This window comes from Arthrobacter sp. 05T420, from assembly GCF_056396305.1.
The window spans coordinates 93,153-111,043 of record NZ_JBFTLG010000004.1 but is presented as its reverse complement, the minus strand read 5'-3'; the positions used below and the strand labels follow the sequence as shown (position 1 = coordinate 111,043).

Annotated in this window: 20 protein-coding genes; 7 read left to right on the top strand and 13 right to left on the bottom strand. The window is 64.6% G+C overall.

What is annotated here, in order from left to right:
- Positions 1 to 45: 45 nt before the first annotated feature.
- On the top strand, positions 46 to 1,023 hold the full coding sequence (locus AC1DEM_RS05685; protein ID WP_476883536.1) for an ABC transporter substrate-binding protein: 978 nt from the start codon (positions 46 to 48) through the stop codon (positions 1,021 to 1,023).
- 100 nt (positions 1,024 to 1,123) lie between these two features.
- Here AC1DEM_RS05685 and AC1DEM_RS05680 read toward each other — a convergent pair whose 3' ends face one another.
- The 4 genes from AC1DEM_RS05680 to AC1DEM_RS05665 form a co-directional block, all read right to left on the bottom strand.
- A complete protein-coding gene (locus AC1DEM_RS05680; protein WP_476883535.1) occupies positions 1,124 to 1,279 on the bottom strand; it encodes a hypothetical protein in 156 nt (51 codons plus the stop codon).
- Between the two features lie 131 nt (positions 1,280 to 1,410).
- A complete protein-coding gene (locus tag AC1DEM_RS05675) occupies positions 1,411 to 1,596 on the bottom strand; it encodes a hypothetical protein (protein WP_476883663.1) in 186 nt (61 codons plus the stop codon).
- Positions 1,593 to 2,213 carry an MBL fold metallo-hydrolase gene (locus AC1DEM_RS05670; protein WP_476883534.1) on the bottom strand — a complete coding sequence of 207 codons (621 nt, stop codon included), beginning with the start codon at positions 2,211 to 2,213 and terminating at the stop codon, positions 1,593 to 1,595. Before AC1DEM_RS05670 ends, AC1DEM_RS05675 begins: the two co-directional genes overlap by 4 nt.
- The gene (locus AC1DEM_RS05665; protein WP_476883533.1) at positions 2,210 to 3,334 is read right to left on the bottom strand and encodes an S-(hydroxymethyl)mycothiol dehydrogenase; all 1,125 of its coding nucleotides are present in this window, start codon (positions 3,332 to 3,334) and stop codon (positions 2,210 to 2,212) included. The genes AC1DEM_RS05670 and AC1DEM_RS05665 overlap by 4 nt, the downstream gene beginning before the upstream one ends.
- A gap of 397 nt (positions 3,335 to 3,731) precedes the next feature.
- Here AC1DEM_RS05665 and AC1DEM_RS05660 point away from each other — a divergent pair, with 397 nt between their 5' ends.
- A complete protein-coding gene (locus AC1DEM_RS05660) occupies positions 3,732 to 4,469 on the top strand; it encodes an HAD family hydrolase (protein ID WP_476883532.1) in 738 nt (245 codons plus the stop codon).
- A gap of 24 nt (positions 4,470 to 4,493) precedes the next feature.
- Here AC1DEM_RS05660 and AC1DEM_RS05655 read toward each other — a convergent pair whose 3' ends face one another.
- The 3 genes from AC1DEM_RS05655 to AC1DEM_RS05645 all read right to left on the bottom strand — a co-directional run bounded on the left by AC1DEM_RS05655 (position 4,494) and on the right by AC1DEM_RS05645 (position 8,546).
- On the bottom strand, positions 4,494 to 4,913 hold the full coding sequence (locus AC1DEM_RS05655) for a hypothetical protein (protein ID WP_476883531.1): 420 nt from the start codon (positions 4,911 to 4,913) through the stop codon (positions 4,494 to 4,496).
- A gap of 259 nt (positions 4,914 to 5,172) precedes the next feature.
- The gene (gene ppsA / locus AC1DEM_RS05650) at positions 5,173 to 7,578 is read right to left on the bottom strand and encodes a phosphoenolpyruvate synthase (protein WP_476883530.1); all 2,406 of its coding nucleotides are present in this window, start codon (positions 7,576 to 7,578) and stop codon (positions 5,173 to 5,175) included.
- 149 nt (positions 7,579 to 7,727) lie between these two features.
- A complete protein-coding gene (locus AC1DEM_RS05645) occupies positions 7,728 to 8,546 on the bottom strand; it encodes a pyruvate, water dikinase regulatory protein (protein WP_476883529.1) in 819 nt (272 codons plus the stop codon).
- A 125-nt stretch (positions 8,547 to 8,671) separates the two neighbouring features.
- On the opposite strand from AC1DEM_RS05645, the gene AC1DEM_RS05640 reads away from it, so the two are divergent.
- Positions 8,672 to 9,010, top strand: coding sequence for a hypothetical protein (locus tag AC1DEM_RS05640; RefSeq protein ID WP_476883528.1), 339 nt, complete (start codon positions 8,672 to 8,674; stop codon positions 9,008 to 9,010).
- Here the strand turns inward: AC1DEM_RS05640 and AC1DEM_RS05635 are convergent.
- A complete protein-coding gene (locus AC1DEM_RS05635; RefSeq protein ID WP_476883527.1) occupies positions 9,007 to 9,948 on the bottom strand; it encodes an EamA family transporter in 942 nt (313 codons plus the stop codon). The genes AC1DEM_RS05640 and AC1DEM_RS05635 overlap by 4 nt on opposite strands.
- 69 nt (positions 9,949 to 10,017) lie before the next feature.
- Between AC1DEM_RS05635 and AC1DEM_RS05630 the strand changes: the two genes are divergently transcribed.
- Entirely contained in the window at positions 10,018 to 10,899 is an 882-nt protein-coding gene (locus AC1DEM_RS05630) for a LysR family transcriptional regulator (RefSeq protein ID WP_476883526.1), read from the top strand.
- Between the two features lie 65 nt (positions 10,900 to 10,964).
- Here the strand turns inward: AC1DEM_RS05630 and AC1DEM_RS05625 are convergent, their stop codons facing one another.
- The 4 genes from AC1DEM_RS05625 to AC1DEM_RS05610 form a co-directional block, all read right to left on the bottom strand.
- Entirely contained in the window at positions 10,965 to 11,198 is a 234-nt protein-coding gene (locus tag AC1DEM_RS05625) for a DUF6480 family protein (protein WP_476883525.1), read from the bottom strand.
- A gap of 216 nt (positions 11,199 to 11,414) precedes the next feature.
- The gene (locus AC1DEM_RS05620; protein ID WP_476883524.1) at positions 11,415 to 11,936 is read right to left on the bottom strand and encodes a hypothetical protein; all 522 of its coding nucleotides are present in this window, start codon (positions 11,934 to 11,936) and stop codon (positions 11,415 to 11,417) included.
- A gap of 53 nt (positions 11,937 to 11,989) precedes the next feature.
- Entirely contained in the window at positions 11,990 to 13,684 is a 1,695-nt protein-coding gene (gene mctP / locus AC1DEM_RS05615) for a monocarboxylate uptake permease MctP (RefSeq protein ID WP_476883523.1), read from the bottom strand.
- Positions 13,681 to 14,049 (bottom strand): DUF3311 domain-containing protein, encoded by a 369-nt coding sequence (locus tag AC1DEM_RS05610; protein WP_476883522.1) that lies wholly within the window; start codon positions 14,047 to 14,049, stop codon positions 13,681 to 13,683. Before AC1DEM_RS05610 ends, mctP begins: the two co-directional genes overlap by 4 nt.
- 339 nt (positions 14,050 to 14,388) lie before the next feature.
- Between AC1DEM_RS05610 and AC1DEM_RS05605 the strand changes: the two genes are divergently transcribed.
- The 3 genes from AC1DEM_RS05605 (at position 14,389) to AC1DEM_RS05595 (ending at position 17,355) form a co-directional block, all read left to right on the top strand.
- On the top strand, positions 14,389 to 14,655 hold the full coding sequence (locus AC1DEM_RS05605; RefSeq protein WP_377986476.1) for a GlsB/YeaQ/YmgE family stress response membrane protein: 267 nt from the start codon (positions 14,389 to 14,391) through the stop codon (positions 14,653 to 14,655).
- A 239-nt stretch (positions 14,656 to 14,894) separates the two neighbouring features.
- The gene (locus tag AC1DEM_RS05600) at positions 14,895 to 16,172 is read left to right on the top strand and encodes a PRC and DUF2382 domain-containing protein (protein ID WP_476883521.1); all 1,278 of its coding nucleotides are present in this window, start codon (positions 14,895 to 14,897) and stop codon (positions 16,170 to 16,172) included.
- 385 nt (positions 16,173 to 16,557) lie between these two features.
- Positions 16,558 to 17,355, top strand: coding sequence for a hypothetical protein (locus AC1DEM_RS05595; protein ID WP_476883520.1), 798 nt, complete (start codon positions 16,558 to 16,560; stop codon positions 17,353 to 17,355).
- Positions 17,356 to 17,426: 71 nt separating this feature from the next.
- On the opposite strand, the gene AC1DEM_RS05590 is transcribed toward AC1DEM_RS05595, so the two are convergent.
- Positions 17,427 to 17,702 (bottom strand): hypothetical protein, encoded by a 276-nt coding sequence (locus AC1DEM_RS05590; RefSeq protein ID WP_476883519.1) that lies wholly within the window; start codon positions 17,700 to 17,702, stop codon positions 17,427 to 17,429.
- Between the last annotated feature and the right edge of the window lie 189 nt (positions 17,703 to 17,891).

Here is a 17,891-nt window from a genome sequence, read left to right as displayed (position 1 = left end):
CCGGCACGGAGGACCCCGCATTTCCCCCAACAAGGAGACCTAACCATGAAAAAAGCTGGACTGCTGTTGAAACGAACTGTCCCGGCAGTTGCTGGAGCTGCTGCCGCCGCCCTGCTGCTCGCAGGCTGCGGCGGCGCCTCCGTGAACCAGGTGGCTGCGGCCTCCGGTACCGCCGAGGCGCCGTGCGGAAGTGTCAACGTCGCGATGAACGCCTGGGTGGGGTATACGGCCGATGCCGCCGTGTACAGCTACGTGGCGAAGAACAAGTTGGGCTGCACCGTGGTGCAGAAGGACCTGAACGAGCAGATCTCCTGGCAGGGCTTTGCCTCCGGTGAGGTGGACGTCGTCATCGAAAACTGGGGCCACGATGATCTGGCCAAGCAGTACATCACCGATCAGAAAGTGGCGGTCGACGCCGGCCCCACCGGAAACGTAGGCCACATCGGCTGGTACGTGGCGCCTTGGATGGCGGAAAAATACCCCGACATCACGGACGGGAAGAATCTGAACAAGTACGCCTCGATGCTCGCCACCTCCGAATCCGGAGGCAAAGGCCAGGTACTCGACGGCGATCCCGCCTTCGTCACCAACGATGAGGCCTTGGTGAAGAATCTCAACCTGGACTACAAGGTGGTGTTCTCCGGTTCAGAGGCCGCCCTGATCCAGTCGTTCCGGACAGCGGAGCAAAACAAGACGCCGCTGCTGGGCTACTTCTACGAGCCGCAGTGGTTCCTCTCCCAAGTCCCGCTCAAGAAAGTCAAGCTTCCGGAGTGGACCAAGGGCTGCGACGCGAACGCGGAAAAAGTGGCCTGCGACTACCCGACGTACACGCTGAACAAGATCATTTCCAAGAAGTTCGACGACAGCGGCTCTCCTGCAGCCAAACTGGCCAGGGCCTTCAAATGGACCAACGAGGACCAGAATGCCGTTGCCACTGACATCCAGGGCGGCATGACGCCCGAGGCCGCGGCCAAGAAGTGGGTGGACGCGAATCCGCAGGTTGTAGATTCCTGGCTCCACTAGACGCGGCCGGACAGGTCAGGAAAAGTCACCCACCCAGGGAGATCCGTGGGTGGGTGACTTTTTGGCTCAAGGTTTTGTCGCGCACTGGAGCGCTGAGTGATCAGTCCGACCCGCCCGGGAGAGCCCACGCAGAAACGGCCCCGCTCCCGAAGGGGCGGGGCCGTTTCTGCGCCTCGTCGCCGCGCGGCGAACTGATCCCGAATTCCTTGACCAGGGCTTCGAGCAGCCATTCCTTGGGCTTTTCCCAGATGCCCATGGTCCGGTCGCCCTGGACGTTGGAGTGCCCGCGAACCGGACAGTCGAACCCGCCGCGCTAATTCAGCCGCAGCAGCGACTGTGTCGTCCGGGACAACCCGGCCTGCGCCACGGCAAGCTCCAGCGCCACCATCACTGCTGCCGCAGCAGCGACTGTGTCGTCCGGGACAACCCGGCCTGCGCCACGGCAAGCTCCAGCGCCACCATCACTGCCTTGACGCCGGCCGCTTTGGTCTTGGGTGCGTGGACTTCCAGCTCATCCTCGTTGATGTCCGCGACCGGAGCCGGCTGGCGGCCGAGCTTGGGGACGCCCTTCACTGGCTGACCCTGGCCAGCGTCTCCCGCTCCTCCCCGATGGTGGTGCTGTTCCCGTGGCCGGTGCGCACCGCTGTTTCCGTGGGGAGGGTGAGGAGGCGTTCGCGGATGGAGGCCAGGATGGTGGGGTAGTCGCTGTAGGACCTGCCGGTGGCGCCCGGGCCGCCGTTGAACAGCGTGTCGCCGGTGAACACCGTCCCTTCGTCCTCGAGGTGAAAGCACGTGGATCCCGGCGAGTGGCCCGGGGTGTGGATGGCGCGCAGGGTCGCCCCGCCCACCTGGAACACGTCACCGTCGGCGAGGTAGCGGTCCGGGTTGACGCCGGGATAGACCTGTTCCCAGAGCATCAGGTCCTCGGGGTGCAGATAGATCGGCGCCTTCACGGCCTCCGCCACGGCACGCGCCGCGCCAATGTGGTCATTGTGAGCGTGTGTGAGCAGGATGGCCACGACCTTCCGGCCGCGGACCTGGCCGATGATCGCTTCCGCATCATGAGGGGAGTCGATGATCACGCATTCGTCGTCGTTTCCCACGATCCAGACGTTGTTGTCCACGTCCCAGGTGCCGCCGTCGAGCGAAAACGTCCCCGAGGTGACCAGATTCTCGATGGTGACGCTCATGCGGACTCCCCCACGGGCGCGCCGGCAGCGGCCGGGCGGATTTCCACCACGGAACGCAGGACCTTGCCCTCGTGCATCTTGCCAAAGGCCTCCTCCACCTGGTCGATGGTGATGCGCTCGGTGACGAAGGCGTCCAGGTCCAGGTTGCCCAGTTTGTAGTGCGCCACCAGCATCGGGAAGTCGCGGGAAGGCAGGCAGTCGCCGTACCAGGAGGACTTCAGCGACCCGCCGCGGCCAAAGACATCCAGCAACGGCAGCTCAAGCAACATGCCCGGCGTCGGCACGCCCACCAGCACCACGCGGCCGGCGAGGTCCCTGGCGTAGAACGCCTGCTTGTACGTTTCGGGGCGCCCCACCGCTTCAATCACGACGTCGGCGCCGTTGCCGCCGGTCAGCGCCCGGATGGCCTCGATCGGGTCTTCCTTGCTGGAGTCCACACCGTGGGTGGCGCCGAGCGACTTTGCCATTTCCACCTTGTTGGCGTCGATGTCCACCGCGATGATGGTGGTGGCGCCGGCCAGCTTCGCGCCGGCGATCGCGGCAATTCCTACGCCGCCGCAGCCGATGACGGCGACGGATTCGCCCCGCTTGACCTCACCGGTGTTGATGGCGGCGCCGATGCCTGCCATCACACCGCAGCCGAGCAGCCCGACGGCGGCGGGATCGGCGTCGTCGTCAACTTTGGTGCACTGCCCGGCGGCGACGAGCGTCTTCTCGGCGAAGGCGCCGATGCCCAGCGCGGGCGAGAGCTCCGTGCCATCCTCCAGCGTCATCTTCTGCGTCGCATTGTGGGTGTTGAAGCAGTACTGCGGCTGTCCCTTGGCGCAGGCGCGGCACTGGCCGCACACGGCGCGCCAGTTCAGGATCACGCGGTCCCCGGGAGCCACTTCGGTGACGTCCGGGCCGACGGCGCTTACCACGCCGGTGGCCTCATGGCCCAACAGGATGGGGAAATCGTCGGTGATTCCGCCCTGCTTGTAGTGGAGGTCGGTGTGGCAGACGCCGCAGGTCAGAATGTCCACGAGCGCCTCACCGGGGCCGGGATCCGGCACAAGAATGTTCTCGACCGAAACAGGGGCATTCTTTTCCTTGGCAATGACCGCTCTTACTTTGTGAACCATGATTCCTGTGTTCCTTTCCTGAGTCCCGGGGACTCTTTAGCGACGACTCGCGTTGCCAATCTGGGCCGACTCGTTGCGGTTCGAAATCGTCTGCCAACACTCGAAACTCATAGGCTTTGAGGGTGACGGTACGTCCCGGACCTGGTCTTTGAATTGCGTATTACACAACGCGATGCACATAGCGCGTACTTGAAATATCGCAGTCATCACATCGGGGTGTCAATAGAATCCCAAAGCGGCACCTGCGGGCGGGCCAGCGCGTCGATCCTCCAACTGACGGCGACGCGGGGGGCTACTCCGGCACCGGACCTCCATATTAAGTAGTCTTACTATGCACGTTCATGGGTCGAGCCTTCGCCGGGTACGGCGGTTGCGGCTGGCCCCAACTTAAGGAGTAATGGTGGCGTCAGACTCAAGATCCGGAAAGAAGCGCGGTGTCCTTTTTGATGTCGATGGAACCTTGATCGACTCCAGCTATTTCCACGCCATTGCGTGGTGGCAGGCGTTCCGGCGGGAGGGGCTGGACATCCAGATTTCCGCCATCCACCGCTGCGTCGGCATGGGAGGCGACAAGCTCATTGAACACTTAGTGCCCGACTGCGCCCAGGCCACGCAGGAAGCCCTCAAATCCGCGCACGGCGCCGTGTTCTCCACGTTCTGGCCTTCCCTGCGGCCCTTCGACTCTGCCCGAGACCTCCTGGCCGCGTGCGCCGACGCCGGGCTGGCCGTGGGCTTGGCATCATCAGCGCAGCAGCGCGACCTGAACGTCACCCGGCGGGTTCTGGACGCCGACACGGCCATCGACGCGTGGACCAGCTCCAACGACGCCGAGGAGAGCAAGCCAGCCCCCGACATTCTCCTGGCGTGTTTGGAGAAGCTTGAGCTCAGCCCGGCGGATGTCGTCTATGTTGGCGACGCCGTCTGGGACGTGTTGGCCGCCTCCGCAATCGGAGTTCCCGCTATTGCCCTGACCTGCGGCGGAATCAGCGAAGCCGAACTGCGGGAGGCCGGTGCCGCGGAGGTGTACGACAATCCGCGGCACCTCTTGGAAAACCTTGAGAGCAGCGCCATCGGCAAGCTGAGCGCCGGACAGTTGAGCGGCGAAGACGCTGGACCTGGGGGCGCTGGGCTCTAGTCGAGCTCCGCCCGGAGAGTCCAATCAGCCGAAGGCCTCCTCCTGCACATGGGCCCGGATGGCGCCGATCACCGGCGCCGATCCCTGAGTGCGGTAAACATCGATTGGCCTCGAGCCCAGCCGCACGTTGGGACTGCACATCCAGAGCATGGCCTGGGCCGGCGTGAAAGCACAGTGAAGGTGCCCGACAAGGGCGTCCAGATCCGCAAGCTGGAGCCGGCCAGCCGCGTTCGGCGCATCCTGGCCCGATGTCCAGCGGCCCAGAAGATCCACATTGACGCCCAGCAGGGGTGCCGCAGCATCCATGCCCAGCGAATTTACCAGCCGTTCGGCTATTGCCGTTGGGCTATAGCCAGGGGCATCCCTCAATTCCGCGAGACTGGCGAAAACCGTGGTGGCCGACAACTCCGGTTCTCCCGCGCCCGTTTCCTGCAGCTGTTCCATGGCGCAATGATAGGTATTGGCACCACCTTGGAGTAGGGCCACAGGACCTCCCGAGCGTCGTCGCGGATCAACGCAAAGCCTCATCAGCCACCAAGCTGCGCCGGCAGTAATCCCACCCCACCGCAGCACGGACTGGAATTCGTAGTCCGTGCTGCTGCGGGGTGTCCTGTCTGTCCTTCCCTGGGCGCGGCGCTGTCAGTTCACCGGGCTGTCAGTTCACCGTGCTGTCAGTTCACGGTGCTGTCAGTTCACCGGGCTGTCAGTTCGCCTCGGCGCCGACCCCCGCCTCGACTGTCCCGCCGGCGAGCCGGAGCCAGGTGTCCACCACGGTGTCGGGGTTCAATGAGACGGAATCGATGCCTTCCTCGACCAGCCACTCGGCGAAGTCCGTGTGGTCACTGGGACCCTGGCCGCAGATGCCGACATATTTGCCCCGCACCTTGCAGGCCTTGATGGCCATGCTCAGGAGCTTCTTGACGGCGGGGTCGCGTTCATCGAAGCCGCCGGAGACAATCGCGGAATCCCGGTCCAGGCCCAGAGCCAGCTGGGTCATGTCATTGGAGCCGATGGAGAAACCGTCGAAGTAGTCCAGGAACTCGTCGGCGAGCAGGGCGTTGGACGGAATCTCACACATCATGATCACTTCGAGGCCGTTCTCGCCGCGCGTGAGGCCGTTCTCCGCCAACAGTTCAATGACGCCCCGGGCCTCGTCCAGGGTCCGCACGAACGGGATCATGAGCTTGACGTTGGTCAGCCCCATCTCGTTGCGGACAAAGGACAGAGCCTCGCACTCAAGGTCGAAGCAGTCCCGGAAGGAGGGCTCCAGGTACCGTGAGGCGCCGCGGAAGCCGATCATCGGGTTTTCCTCGTGCGGCTCGTAGGCGGCTCCGCCGATCAGGTTGGCGTACTCGTTGGACTTGAAGTCCGACATCCGCACAATCACCGGTTCCGGTGCGAAGGCCGCCGCGATGGTGGACACGCCTTCGGCCAGACGCTTGATGTAGTAGTCGCGCGGGCTGCCGTACGCGGCGATCCGCTCCTGGATTTCCGCGATGACGTCGGCCGGCTGCTCGTCCAGGTTCAGCAGTGCCTTGGGGTGAATGCCGATCTGGCGGTTGATGATGAATTCCAGCCGGGCCAGGCCCACGCCGTGGTTGGGCAGCTGCGCGAACGTGAAGGCCTGCTCCGGGGTGCCGACGTTCATCATGACCTTGACCGGGGCCTCGGGCAGCTGGGTGATCTCGGTTTCCTCGACGCTGAAGTCCAGGAGCCCTTCGTAGATAGTGCCGGTCTCGCCGTCGGCGCAGGAGACGGTCACCTCGAGTCCGTCGGAGAGCACGTCGGTGGCCGCGCCGGTGCCGACGACGGCGGGAATCCCCAGTTCCCGGGCGATGATGGCCGCGTGGCAGGTGCGTCCGCCGCGGTTGGTCACGATGGCGGAGGCGCGCTTCATGATCGGTTCCCAGTCCGGGTCGGTCATGTCCGCGACGAGGACATCGCCGGTCTTGAATGCGGCCATCTGGTCAATCGACGAGAGGATGCGGACTTTGCCGGCGCCGATGCGCTGGCCGATGGCGCGGCCCTCGACCAGCACCCGGCCGGTTCCGTTGAGGCGGAAGCGGCTCAGGCTGCCGGAGGCCCGGCGGGACTGCACGGTCTCCGGGCGTGCCTGCAGGATGTACAGGCCGCCGTCGATCCCGTCCTTGCCCCACTCGATGTCCATCGGGCGGCCGTAGTGGTTCTCGATGGCGACGGCGTGCCGGGCGAGCTGCTCGACGTCGTCGTCCGTGAGGCTGAAGCGGTTCCGCAACGACGCCTCCACGGGTACGAAGTCGATGGTGCGGCCGATCTCGCGGCTGCTCGTGTAGGTCATCTGGAGGGCCTTCTCGCCCAGTCCGCGCTTGAGGATGGCGGGCCTGCCGGCCTGCAGCGCAGGCTTGTAGACGTAGAACTCGTCCGGGTTGACGGCGCCCTGGACGACGGCCTCGCCGAGGCCATAGGAGGACGTGACGAACACGGCGTCCTGGAACCCGGACTCCGTGTCCATGGTGAACATGACGCCGGAGGCCCCGACGTCGGAGCGCACCATCCGCTGGATGCCGGCCGAGAGCGCCACCTCGGCGTGTTCGAATTTGTGGTGCACGCGGTAGGCGATGGCCCGGTCGTTGTAGAGGGACGCGAACACGTCCTTGATGGCGAGCAGGATGTTCTCGATGCCGCGGACGTTCAGGAAGGTTTCCTGTTGCCCGGCAAAGGAGGCGTCGGGAAGGTCTTCCGCGGTGGCGCTGGACCGGACGGCCCAGGAGAGGTCCTCGGAGCCGCCGTGCTCGTCCACCAGCTTCCGGTAGGAGTCCCGGATCTGCGCCTCAAAGTCCGGCAGGAATGGCGTCCCGCGCATCAGGGACCGGATCTCCTGCCCGGCCGAGGCAAGGGCCGTCACATCATCGGTGTCCAGGCCGGCCAGCCGGTCGGCGATCTTCTGGTCCAGGCCGGAATCTGCCAAGAAGGTGCGGTAGGCATCCGCGGTGGTGGCGAAGCCGTCCGGGACGCGGACGCCGGCAGAAGTCAGATTCTGCACCATTTCACCGAGGGAGGCGTTCTTTCCGCCCACCCGGTCCAGGTCCTTGAGTCCGAGTTCTGAGAACCACAGGATGTCTGTTGTCATGGTTACTGCTCCTTTGCAGATGATGGCATGCAGATGTGCCGCCCGCTTGCGACGATAGCCGTTGGCGGGCGCGAATCCTGTCCACAGTGACAGGTCTTGAGCGCTCTTTCCACATGATGTGCGCCACACCGGGTTTGTGAAACTTTTCCCTAATGCTTGAGGTTCATGCGCTGCAAGATGGTCGCCGCCATTTCCTCGACGGACACGGTGGCTGAATTCAGGTACGGAATCCGGTGGGAGATGTACAACTGCTCGGCGCTGCGCAGCTCAAAGCCGCACTGCCGCAAAGATGCGTACGGTGAGCCGCGGCGCCGTTCGGTGCGGATTTGGCTGAGGCGCAGGGGGTTGGAGGAGAGGCCGAAACATTTCTCAACGAACGGCCTCAGCGGCTTGGGGAGCCCCTCCCGCTGGAAGTCCTCGTCCACCAGGGGGAAGTTCGCGGCGAAGATTCCGTGCTGCAGCGCCAAATACATGGTGGTGGGTGTTTTACCGCAGCGGGACGGTGCCACCAGGATGACCTGGGCCTTTTCCAGCGCGCGCAGGCTCTGGCCGTCGTCGTGTTCCATGGCGTACTCGACGGCTGCCATCCGGGACTGATAGCGCTCCGCATTTCCCAGGCCGTGGGCCCGGCCGGGCTCGCCGCTGGCCGGTGAGCCCAGGGCCTGCTCCAGCTGTCCCAGATGAGTTCCGATGAGATCCACAATGATCCCCCGGCATGTCGCCAGGACCTGACGGATGTCACTGCTGACGGCTGTGGAAAAGACGATCGGCGGCAGGCCGGTGGCGGCTAGTTTGTCGATGGTTTGGACCACGGTCTTGGCCTGTTCGACTGTGGTGATGAAGGGGACCGTGATGCGGTCAAAGTTATTGGCGGGGAACTGCGTCAACAAGGTGTTGCCGAGCGTTTCCGCGGTGATGCCGGTGCTGTCCGAAAGGAAGTAGACAGGCCGAAGATCGTCATTGGTCATGAACGCATTCTCCACCAGGAGCGGTCCCCGCCCGGAATCGGGCAGCCGGCGGGTCCCTTTCCGGGCCTCCGGACACAGACGTAGACTGCTCGCGTACAACGCCACCAACTGTCGGGGAGATTGACATGAGCTATGCAGGCACCGGAAACGAGAAGGCCGTCGCAGCAAGCGACCTTAACCGGACACATGTCGGACTGACCGTGAGCTTCCAGCCGGACGAATTCACCGTGGTCTTCGGCCGGATCGGCGCCATTGCGCGCAAGGAGGGCGGGGTGACCATCGCCCTTGCGGGGGTGGACGGCACAGGTGGGCTCCCTTCCCACTTCAGCCTGCCTCCCGCCCAACAGGTCTACGTCCAGCCGGACATGCTCACCAATACGGAATCGACCATCAAGGATCTGTTCGGCAAGGTGCAGGAGAATCTGCGGAGCCACAAGGGAGATCAGCGGCCCGACGCCGTCTAGCGAACTTTCCCTGCGGGTCCAATCTCGCGTCGCTCGGATGTGATGTGGCGCCTGGGGGCGTTGGCAGGCGATGCTGTTCGGATGGCGCCTATGCTGGCAGCCACTACGAGGGCAACCGCCAGCGCGTCCATGTATCCGAACCGCTGCCCGAGAACCGCAAAGCCGGCCAGTGCCGCCACGGCCGGCGCCATGCAGGTCAGCACCGAGAACGTGGCGGCCGGGAGGCGGCGCAAGGCCATGAGCTCCAAGGAGTATGGGACTGCCGTCGAGAGCAGTGCGACGCCGACGCCAAGGCCAAGGACCGTCGGCTCCAACAGGGCAGTGCCGGCCGTCAGTATCGAGCCAGGCAGCGAGACGACCGCCCCGATGGCCATTCCGAGGGCCAGGCCGCCCAGCCGTGGGAACGTTGCTCCGGTCCTGGCGTTGCAAAGGATAAACAAGGCCCAGCACGCCGCCGCACCGAGAGCGAAGCAGACACCGGCGACGTCGAGATCGGCTAGCCCCTCCTGTCCCAGCAGGGCTACCCCGATGAAGGCCAGAGCCGCCCAGAGCAGGGCTTTGGCGCGTCGGCTGACCACGACGGATAGGGCCAGCGGGCCCAATACCTCGATGGTGACCGCCGTCCCCAGGGGAAGCCGCGCAATGGCCTCGTAGAAAAGTGAGTTCATCGCTGCCATGGTCACTCCGAGCCCGATGGCTGCCCGCCATGCCCGTGGGCTGTGACCGTGCAGCCTGGGCCGGGCAACGGCCAAAAGGATGATGGCGGAGAACGCCAGGCGCAGCGTCACGATGCCCAATGGCCCGGCTGCGGGAAAGACGAGCACGGCTACTGCTGCTCCGAGCTGCTGGCACAGCACAGCGGCCATCACGAGCACGGTTGCCGGGGCGTAACCGGGGGCGGCCGTGCCGGAGAAGGCCTGGGATGTGGTCATTTGCATGGTTCCAACGTTAGGAAAGTCAGCAGGCGGCGGGAAATACCAATTGGGTTGCTGTTATAACCTAGACGCATGAGCGTTGAGGCGCGACATTTGAGGGCATTCCTGGCAATCGCCGAAGAAGGCGGGTTCAGTTCCGCTGCTGCCGTGTTGCGGGTCAGCCAACCGGCGCTGTCCCGGACGCTGAGACAGCTCGAGGCACACCTGGGCGCCAAACTCTTTGACCGTTCGACCCAACACGTGTCCATCACTCCTGCCGGTGAGGCGCTGCGTCCGCGCGCCGCCGCCGCGATAACCGCCCTCGACGCGGCACTGGACCCCGCTGGGATACCTGTCCGGCCGCTACTGCTGGGATATCCGTGGTCCGCACTCGGCCGCCGAACGGGACCCCTGCTACGCCGCTGGCACGAACTGCACCCGGGGACGCCGGTGGAGTTGCGACGCGTGGACGACCGTTTCGGCGGTCTAGCCGCCGGGCGTGCCGACGTCGCTCTGATACGCGGGGATCCACCTGTGGCCGGCGGCCCGGCCGGCATGCGGCAATGCGAACTGGCCGAGGAGCCCCGCTTCGCTGTTCTGCCCGCCGCCCACGAACTGGCCGCCCACGACGAGGTCCGTCTGGCGGACCTGTCCCACGACGTTGTAGTCGTCAATACGCTCACCGGGCTCACACGGCTGGACCTGTGGCCGGTGATGATACGCCCGAAGCACACGGTGGCCACGGACAACACTGACGACTGGCTGGTCGCGATCGCCTCCGGCCGCGGCATTGGCATCAGCGGCAGCTCAACTGCGGAAACCTACCAGCACCCTGAGGTCATTTATCGGCCACTCGTTGACGCGCCGCCGGTCACCGTGTCACTGGCATGGCTGGAGCCTGTGTCGCACGCGGCCGTGCCGGCGTTCATGAACTTCATGGTGAACGAAGTGCCGCCCGACCTCGCGGCGGACTAGGACAGGCCGGACCGCAGAAGCACCGCCGGGCTGGTGCCGTGGCCCGCGGGAAGTACGGCCATCCTCTATTCCTCGTGGCCCTGGTCCCCGCTCATCGAGTCTTCGGCCGGGGGCGTTTCTCCCGGAGGCACTCCCCCGCCGGGCTCCAGGCCGGTGATCTTGCCGCTGAGCGGATCCGGGTTGGCCGAGGCGGCGGGATCGGCCGGCCCGTCACCGCGTGTGTCCGGATGCTCCGCGTTCCCCGCCTCCCCAGGAGGATCCGGGTTGGCCGGGTCATTTTCGGGATGATAGGTGCTCATCGTTGTTCCTTCCCTCGAGTGGAGACTCTGGACTAATTGTAAGCATGCTGATAATTCGGGAACCGTCAACGCCGGGACTCGGATACGAAGCCGCATGCCGGAAAGATGACCCGAACGGACTTAGTGCGATGGAACCGGGTAGGGGCGCCCCTCCACGTTGCTGACTTGGCAGCGCTGTGTCCTCAGGCCGAAGGATCGTCGACGAACGTCCGGGACTTACTGACCGGCGTCGGTGAACCGCTCCGCCGCGGTCTCCAAGAGGAGACCCTCGAGCTCGCGGAGCTGTGCCGCTGCCCGGTCCAGCAGATTCGCCACCGGCCCCTGTCCAATACGCGGGTCCGTGCGGGACAGGAGACCCATGGTCTTCCAGAGCAGCGACTTACCCGTGACGGCACTGATCAGCGCTTCGAGCTCCAACTGTTCGGCCGCGCCGGTCCTGGCGTGGAGCGGATTGAGCGGGCCAAGGGACGCGAGGTGCGCCCCTGTCCAGGCGAAGGGCTTTTTGTAGGCCGGGATGCCTAGGCCGAGCCCCTCGGTGATGCCCTCAAGGGTTGCCTTATCGGCACTGACTTCCATCGCGAGCCGCGCGATCGTACTGCCGCGTGGCGAGTCCTTCCACGTCTTGGCCGCCTGTTCGAAGAGACGCTCCCCCGCCGCCGCGGCTATCAGGTGGCTGTGCAAGTACGCAGCCAAGGAGCTCTCCCCGGTTGTGTCCTTGCCATGCTGTTTGGCGTTCATGGTCATATACCTTTCGTCCCTCGGGCTCCTTGACGGTAAGCGTCCCACATGACCTAGAACGAGGGGGCGCCGGGTTCAGCGAGCGGGCGCTCGCGCTCGATCTGGGCGACCTTCGGATCGTTCTCGTCTGCGCCGTAGTCCGAGCTGCGAGTGATGTCCTTCCCGCCGGGGAGCTTCATAGCGTGGAAGAGCAGAGTGAGTCCGGCGGCAACGATCAGGTTTATCGCAAACGCAACGACGGCGATGTAGACCTGTATGTCGGTACCGGGGATGGCCGCAATTGAGCCACCAAAGTTGGCTTTCGTGACGGGATTGACCACGTTGTAGGCGGCAATAGTGCCGTAGATGATTCCGGCTGCCCAGCCGCCGAAGAGCGCCCACCGGTGGAACCAGCGGGTGTAGAGCCCGGCCACGATCGCCGGGAAGGTCTGCAGGATCCAGATACCGCCAAGGAGTTGCATGTTGATTGCTGCCGACTGGTCCATGGCAATGACGAATATCAGTGCACCGAATTTCACGACGAGCGAGGCGATCTTGGAGACTTTTGCTTCCTGCCGAGGTGTGGCGTCCGGCCTGATCAGATCGCGGTAGATGTTGCGGGTAAACAGGTTCGCCGCGGCTATTGACATGATCGCTGCCGGCACGAGGGCACCGATGGCAATGGCGGCCAGGGCGATACCGGCAAACCATTCGGGGAAGCTATCCAAGAACAGCTGCGGCACCACCAGTTGGGGGTTGATGGCGCCGTTCAAGTCCACGGGATTGGTACCGGCATAGATGGCCACATAGCCCAGGAGCGCCAGGAACCCCAGCATCAGTGAGTACAAGGGCAGCACGGCAGCATTCTTGCGGATCGTATTCCTGCTCTTGGTCGCCAGGACACCGGTGATCGAGTGCGGGTACATAAACAGCGCCAAGGCCGAGCCCAGAGCCAGTGTCCAGTAGGCGGAGTAGCTGGCGGCGCCAGGAATGAATATTCCATTGGGTTTGCCGGTGGCCGGGTTGGGCGCACCCATTTTCGCCTCCGCGGAGTCGAAGATGGGGCCCCAGCCGCCGAACTTGATCGGTAGGTAGATGACCGCAACGATCACAGCCAGGTAGATCAGCAGGTCTTTCACGACGGCGATCAGGGCCGGAGCCCGCAGGCCCGACGTATAGGTGTAAGCGGCCAAGACCACGAACGCGACGATCAGCGGCAGGTCCGTCAGCAATACATTCTCTGAACTACCCAAGCCCAGCACGGTGAGCACGGCCTTGATGCCGACCAGCTGCAGCGCGATGTAGGGCATGGTTGCGACGATGCCGGTAACGGCGACGGCAAGGGTGAGCGCCGTGCTGCCATAGCGGCCGCCAATGAAGTCAGCCGGTGTGACGAACCCATGCCTATGCGAGACGGACCACAACCGGCTCATCAGGAGGAACACGATGGGGTACAAAACGATCGTGTACGGCACCGCGAAGAAGCCGCTCACGGCTCCAGTGGCCCACATCGCAGCCGGAACGGCCACGAAAGTATAGGCCGTGTAGAGGTCGCCGCCCAGAAGGAACCACGTTACCCAGGTCCCAAAACCGCGGCCGCCGAGGCCCCACTCGTCAAGACTGTGCAGCCCCGTCCCATCATTCCGGCGCCACCGCGCAGCAATGAATCCCAAGGCCGCCACCAGGACGAAGAGAATGATCACAATGGCGAGTGCCACGCCGCTAATGGGCCGGTCCGGCGCGGCCAGCGGCATGGTGGCCCCGCTCATTTCCCCTCCTCGGGGTTGGTTACGACGCGCACGGAATCGCGGCGGCGGCGGTCCTCCTTGCCGACCAGCCAGTAGGAGACCCCGACGAGGGCCGAGGTGAACGGGATCCACATCATCTGATACCAGTAGAAGAACGGCATACCGGCCAAGCGCGGCTCATCCATGGAGTAGGCGGGCACATACAACGGAACCACAACGGCGATGGTCAGCAGGATTCCTGTGATGATATATGGACCGGGTCTGGCCGGCCCGCGGGTCGGCACATCAGGACTGGACATCGACGCCTCCTCATCGAGACGGCGCCGGAGCGGGAGGGCTTCCCGGGACGTGCCGGCGGCCTGTAAACCGCGTGTCGCAGCGGTCATTACACACAGGATAGACACTGGATTTATTCTCCAACAGGGCAAATGCACCCGCGTCCGACGGCGTGGAGCAGGGCCATCAGCAGCGCCAGTGTCCCGAATTCAGGTTAGTTGCCCAGACCGTCTCCCCAGCCCCGACTTCAGGCCGTCGGCTCGAGCTGCCTGGCATAGAAGGGTGGCCCGGCGGAGTCCCAACGATCCAGCCTGATCTGTGAGGCCACTAGAGGCGGATATTGAGCACTGACGGGCCACAGTCCACGAGGTATTGCGCGCTACTAAGCATGCTGATTAGATCTTGATAACGGCCGCATTCCACGACCGGCACCGAAAGGACGGACAGTCATGGGAATTCTTGCATTCCTCATTCTCGGCCTTATCGCAGGAGCTATCGCCAAGGCGATTCTTCCTGGCCGGCAGGGAGGCGGATGGGTGATCACCCTCGTTATTGGCGTCGTGGGCGCCATCCTCGGGGGCTGGATAGGTTCGTTGATCTTCGGCGGAGGCCTCGCTGACTTCTTCGACTTGCGGACCTGGCTCCTCTCCATTCTCGGGGCCGTTATCGTGCTCCTGATCTATGGCGCCGTTGCCGGCCGCAGAAGCAGGGCATAGGGGCCACCGGCCAATGGCTGCCCGCGGGGCGTTCGGGGAATTGCTGGAGGGTTGCTTAAGAACCCAGCAAAGAGCCCGATCCAGCGCTCCCGGCCGGCCTCTCCAGGCAATACTCAGCGCCGCGGCGCCTTCAAAGCACTGGTCAGCATCGAAGGACTCTGCCCAGTATCGGTCAGGCACTCCATCGAGAGTTCCCGATCAGACGCACTATTCCAATCTATGAGATCCAAGGAAACGTGATGTTCACCACCGAACAAATTGATCGTCTGCTCAACCAAGGCGCAAATGTTCTCTCAGAGGACGGAGAAAAGATCGGCACCATCGGCCAGGTCTTCGTGGACAACCAAGACGGACAGCCGAGCTGGGTAACCGTCAGGGCGGGTCTATTCGGAATGTCCGAGTCCTTCGTGCCCCTGGCAGGAGCCCGAACAGAGGGAAATGACGTCGTCGTCCCCTACAGCAAGGACCATGTCAAGGACGCGCCAAGGATCGACGCCGATCGGCCCCTGGAGCCTGCCGAGGAAGACCGGCTCTACAAGCACTATCAGCTCGACACCGGACACACCTACACCGAAGCCGCTACAGATACCGCAGATTCCGGGCCCGGGCGTACGGACGCACCCGCCGCCACGGGTACCACCGCACAACGAGACACCACCGACGACGCCACAACCCCCACCCCACAACGGGATTCCGCCGCACCAGACCGCACCCCAGCACCCACCGCCGCTGCCGGATATGACACCGCAACCGCCACCGAACAACGAGACACTGCCCCAGAGCGCAGCGCAGCACCCACCGCAGCCGGCACCCCCGGATACGGCACCACCGCACCCACCGAACAACGCGAGACGACCCCATCAGACCGCACCGGCGCGCCCGCCGCCGCCGGAGACGACACCACCGCACCAGACCGCACCGCGGCAACCGGCACCCCCGGAAATGACCCCACCGCACCAGACCGCACCCAAGCACCCACCGTCGCCGCCACCGCCGCTGCCACCGGCGCATACGACACCACCGCACAACGAGACACCGAACGTGAAGCCAGTGCCGCACCGGACCGCACCCAAGCACCCAACGCTGCGGCTGCCGGCAGCCCCGGATACGACACCACCGCTTCCACCGAACAGGGAGACACCGGACGAGCAGACACCGCACAACGAGACACCGCACAAGGAGACACCGGCGCGGCCGCGGCCACGGCCCGGGGACGCCTGCGCAAATACGTCACTACGGAACAGGTCACCAAGACGGTTCCGGTACAGCGCGAAGAAGTCCGAATCGAGCGAGAACCAATCACGGAGGAAAACCGTGACGAGGCGTCGAACCGTCCGGACAAAGACGACGAGCACGACGTGATCCTCCACGAGGAACGAATCATAGTCACCAAGGAAACCGTCCCGGTCGAACGGGTCCACATCGGTACCGAAACGGTCACCGAGGAAGTCACCATCAACGAGGAAGTCCGCAAGGAACACATCGACACCGACGGACCCGAAGAGGGCCGCGGCTAAATCCCGCCGAACCCTCAAATGCCGGGGCTAGGAGCCCGTCGCCCTTGCCCCGGCGTCTGAACGCCGGAACGCGATAGTTTCCGTGGCGTTGCTTCGCCTGCCCTGGTGTGGGGGCCTCCCGGCCAGGGTTTCGACGCCGCCACCCACCCACCCAACCGAACACTCCACTGCGGCGGCCAGGCAAAAGCCGAACAGCCCTGCGGGCGCATCCGCAACGTTGAGGCTTGCAGCGACGCACCCCGAACATGCCTTTCCGGCACTCAGCACTATTTCCCGGACCTGCTCGGTCGACGACGCGACACCGCCCTATCGTGGGGCAGAGGCTCTGGCTAGACTTAAATTGCGCCGGACTAGACGCATGAATTCGTCTCGGGAGGACAGGATCATGACAGACCGCAGCGACTCTGAATTGCCCGCGGACCAGGCGCCCACGGAAAAGAAACCAGAAGAACGGGAGCTCCGGGGCCGGTACGTCGAGGGCACCTATGGCAAGGCCGGCGTGCAGAGAGGTCGCCGCGCGGAGGACGAGGAAGGCCAATACGTCCAAGGTGACTACGGTGCGGCCGGCAGCGAGGGCGGACTTCCCGAACCCTTGGGCGACCGGGCCAAAGAATCCGGACGCTACGTGGCGGCCGACTACGGCGACGCTGGTGCGGCTCCGGGACGTACGGCGGGCTCGGAAATCGGTCAGTACACGGCAGGTGACTACGGTGCGGACGGTACTGTGGATCCCCTGCGCAAGGCTGGCACAGGTACGCGCAACGATGAGCCGATGGCCGAGAATCCGCACGTCGGCCAAGAGGCTGCATTGCAGGACCGGGACTCCTCGTCCGGTCCCGACGCCCAGGCCGATGACACCCGCAGCGGCACAGATGTGGGAGAGGCGGTCGACGTCGCGGAGCGGGGCACCGAGGCGCAGGGGGATCACTCGCATCCGGAACGGGCCAAGACGGGCGAGGCGCCCGTGGAGCGGGTGTTCAACGACGCCGCCATGACCGAGGGGCAGCGGACCGTGACCGGCTCCGCAAAGTCAGCCGGCGACGTACCGCCCGGACCTTCACCTGCCGAAGCCGGCTCCGGCGGAGCCCAGTCCGTTGTTGGGGCCCGGGAGTCGGACCGCCTCGCGGCGGGTGAGCCGCCGGCCGCAGGCAAGCCCTTCGATACCGGCACGAAGGAGAACTGAACAGGCGGCGGCCTTTCGATCACATGGAAAAGCCCCGGACCAACATGGTCCGGGGCTTGCCAGTGCGTCTCTTAGTGACCGATGCAGACAGTGAGATCCAGATGGATGTCGTTATCGGCGACAAGGCGGTCCTGGAGGTAGCGGGCAAGGCTCGCGTCGGTGGCTGTGTGAATGCTTTGCGCGATCGCTCCGCGCAGCACCGCCTGAGTGTTAGTGGACTTGACGACGTCCAGCGGCGCCCAGCCACGATGGCCGCCGGTAAGACGTTCTATGTCCGTGCGGAAGGAACGCTTGTGGTCTTCGCGGACGGTAGCGCGCATGGTGAACGGAATAAAGGGAGTGGGCAAGGAAGTCCTTTCACAGAGGCAGTCGGTCATCGACGGCCCCAGTCTGGTCAAGACCTCTGCAGCCACCGTTATTCCCTCAAAGCAGCCGCAGAGTCCGGAATCACAGCGCGGGATTTCCTCCGACGGGCAGCTTTTCCCGGTTTAGTCGGAGTTCGCGCCCTGACGTGAGCGTCGCGACCGGACTCAGTC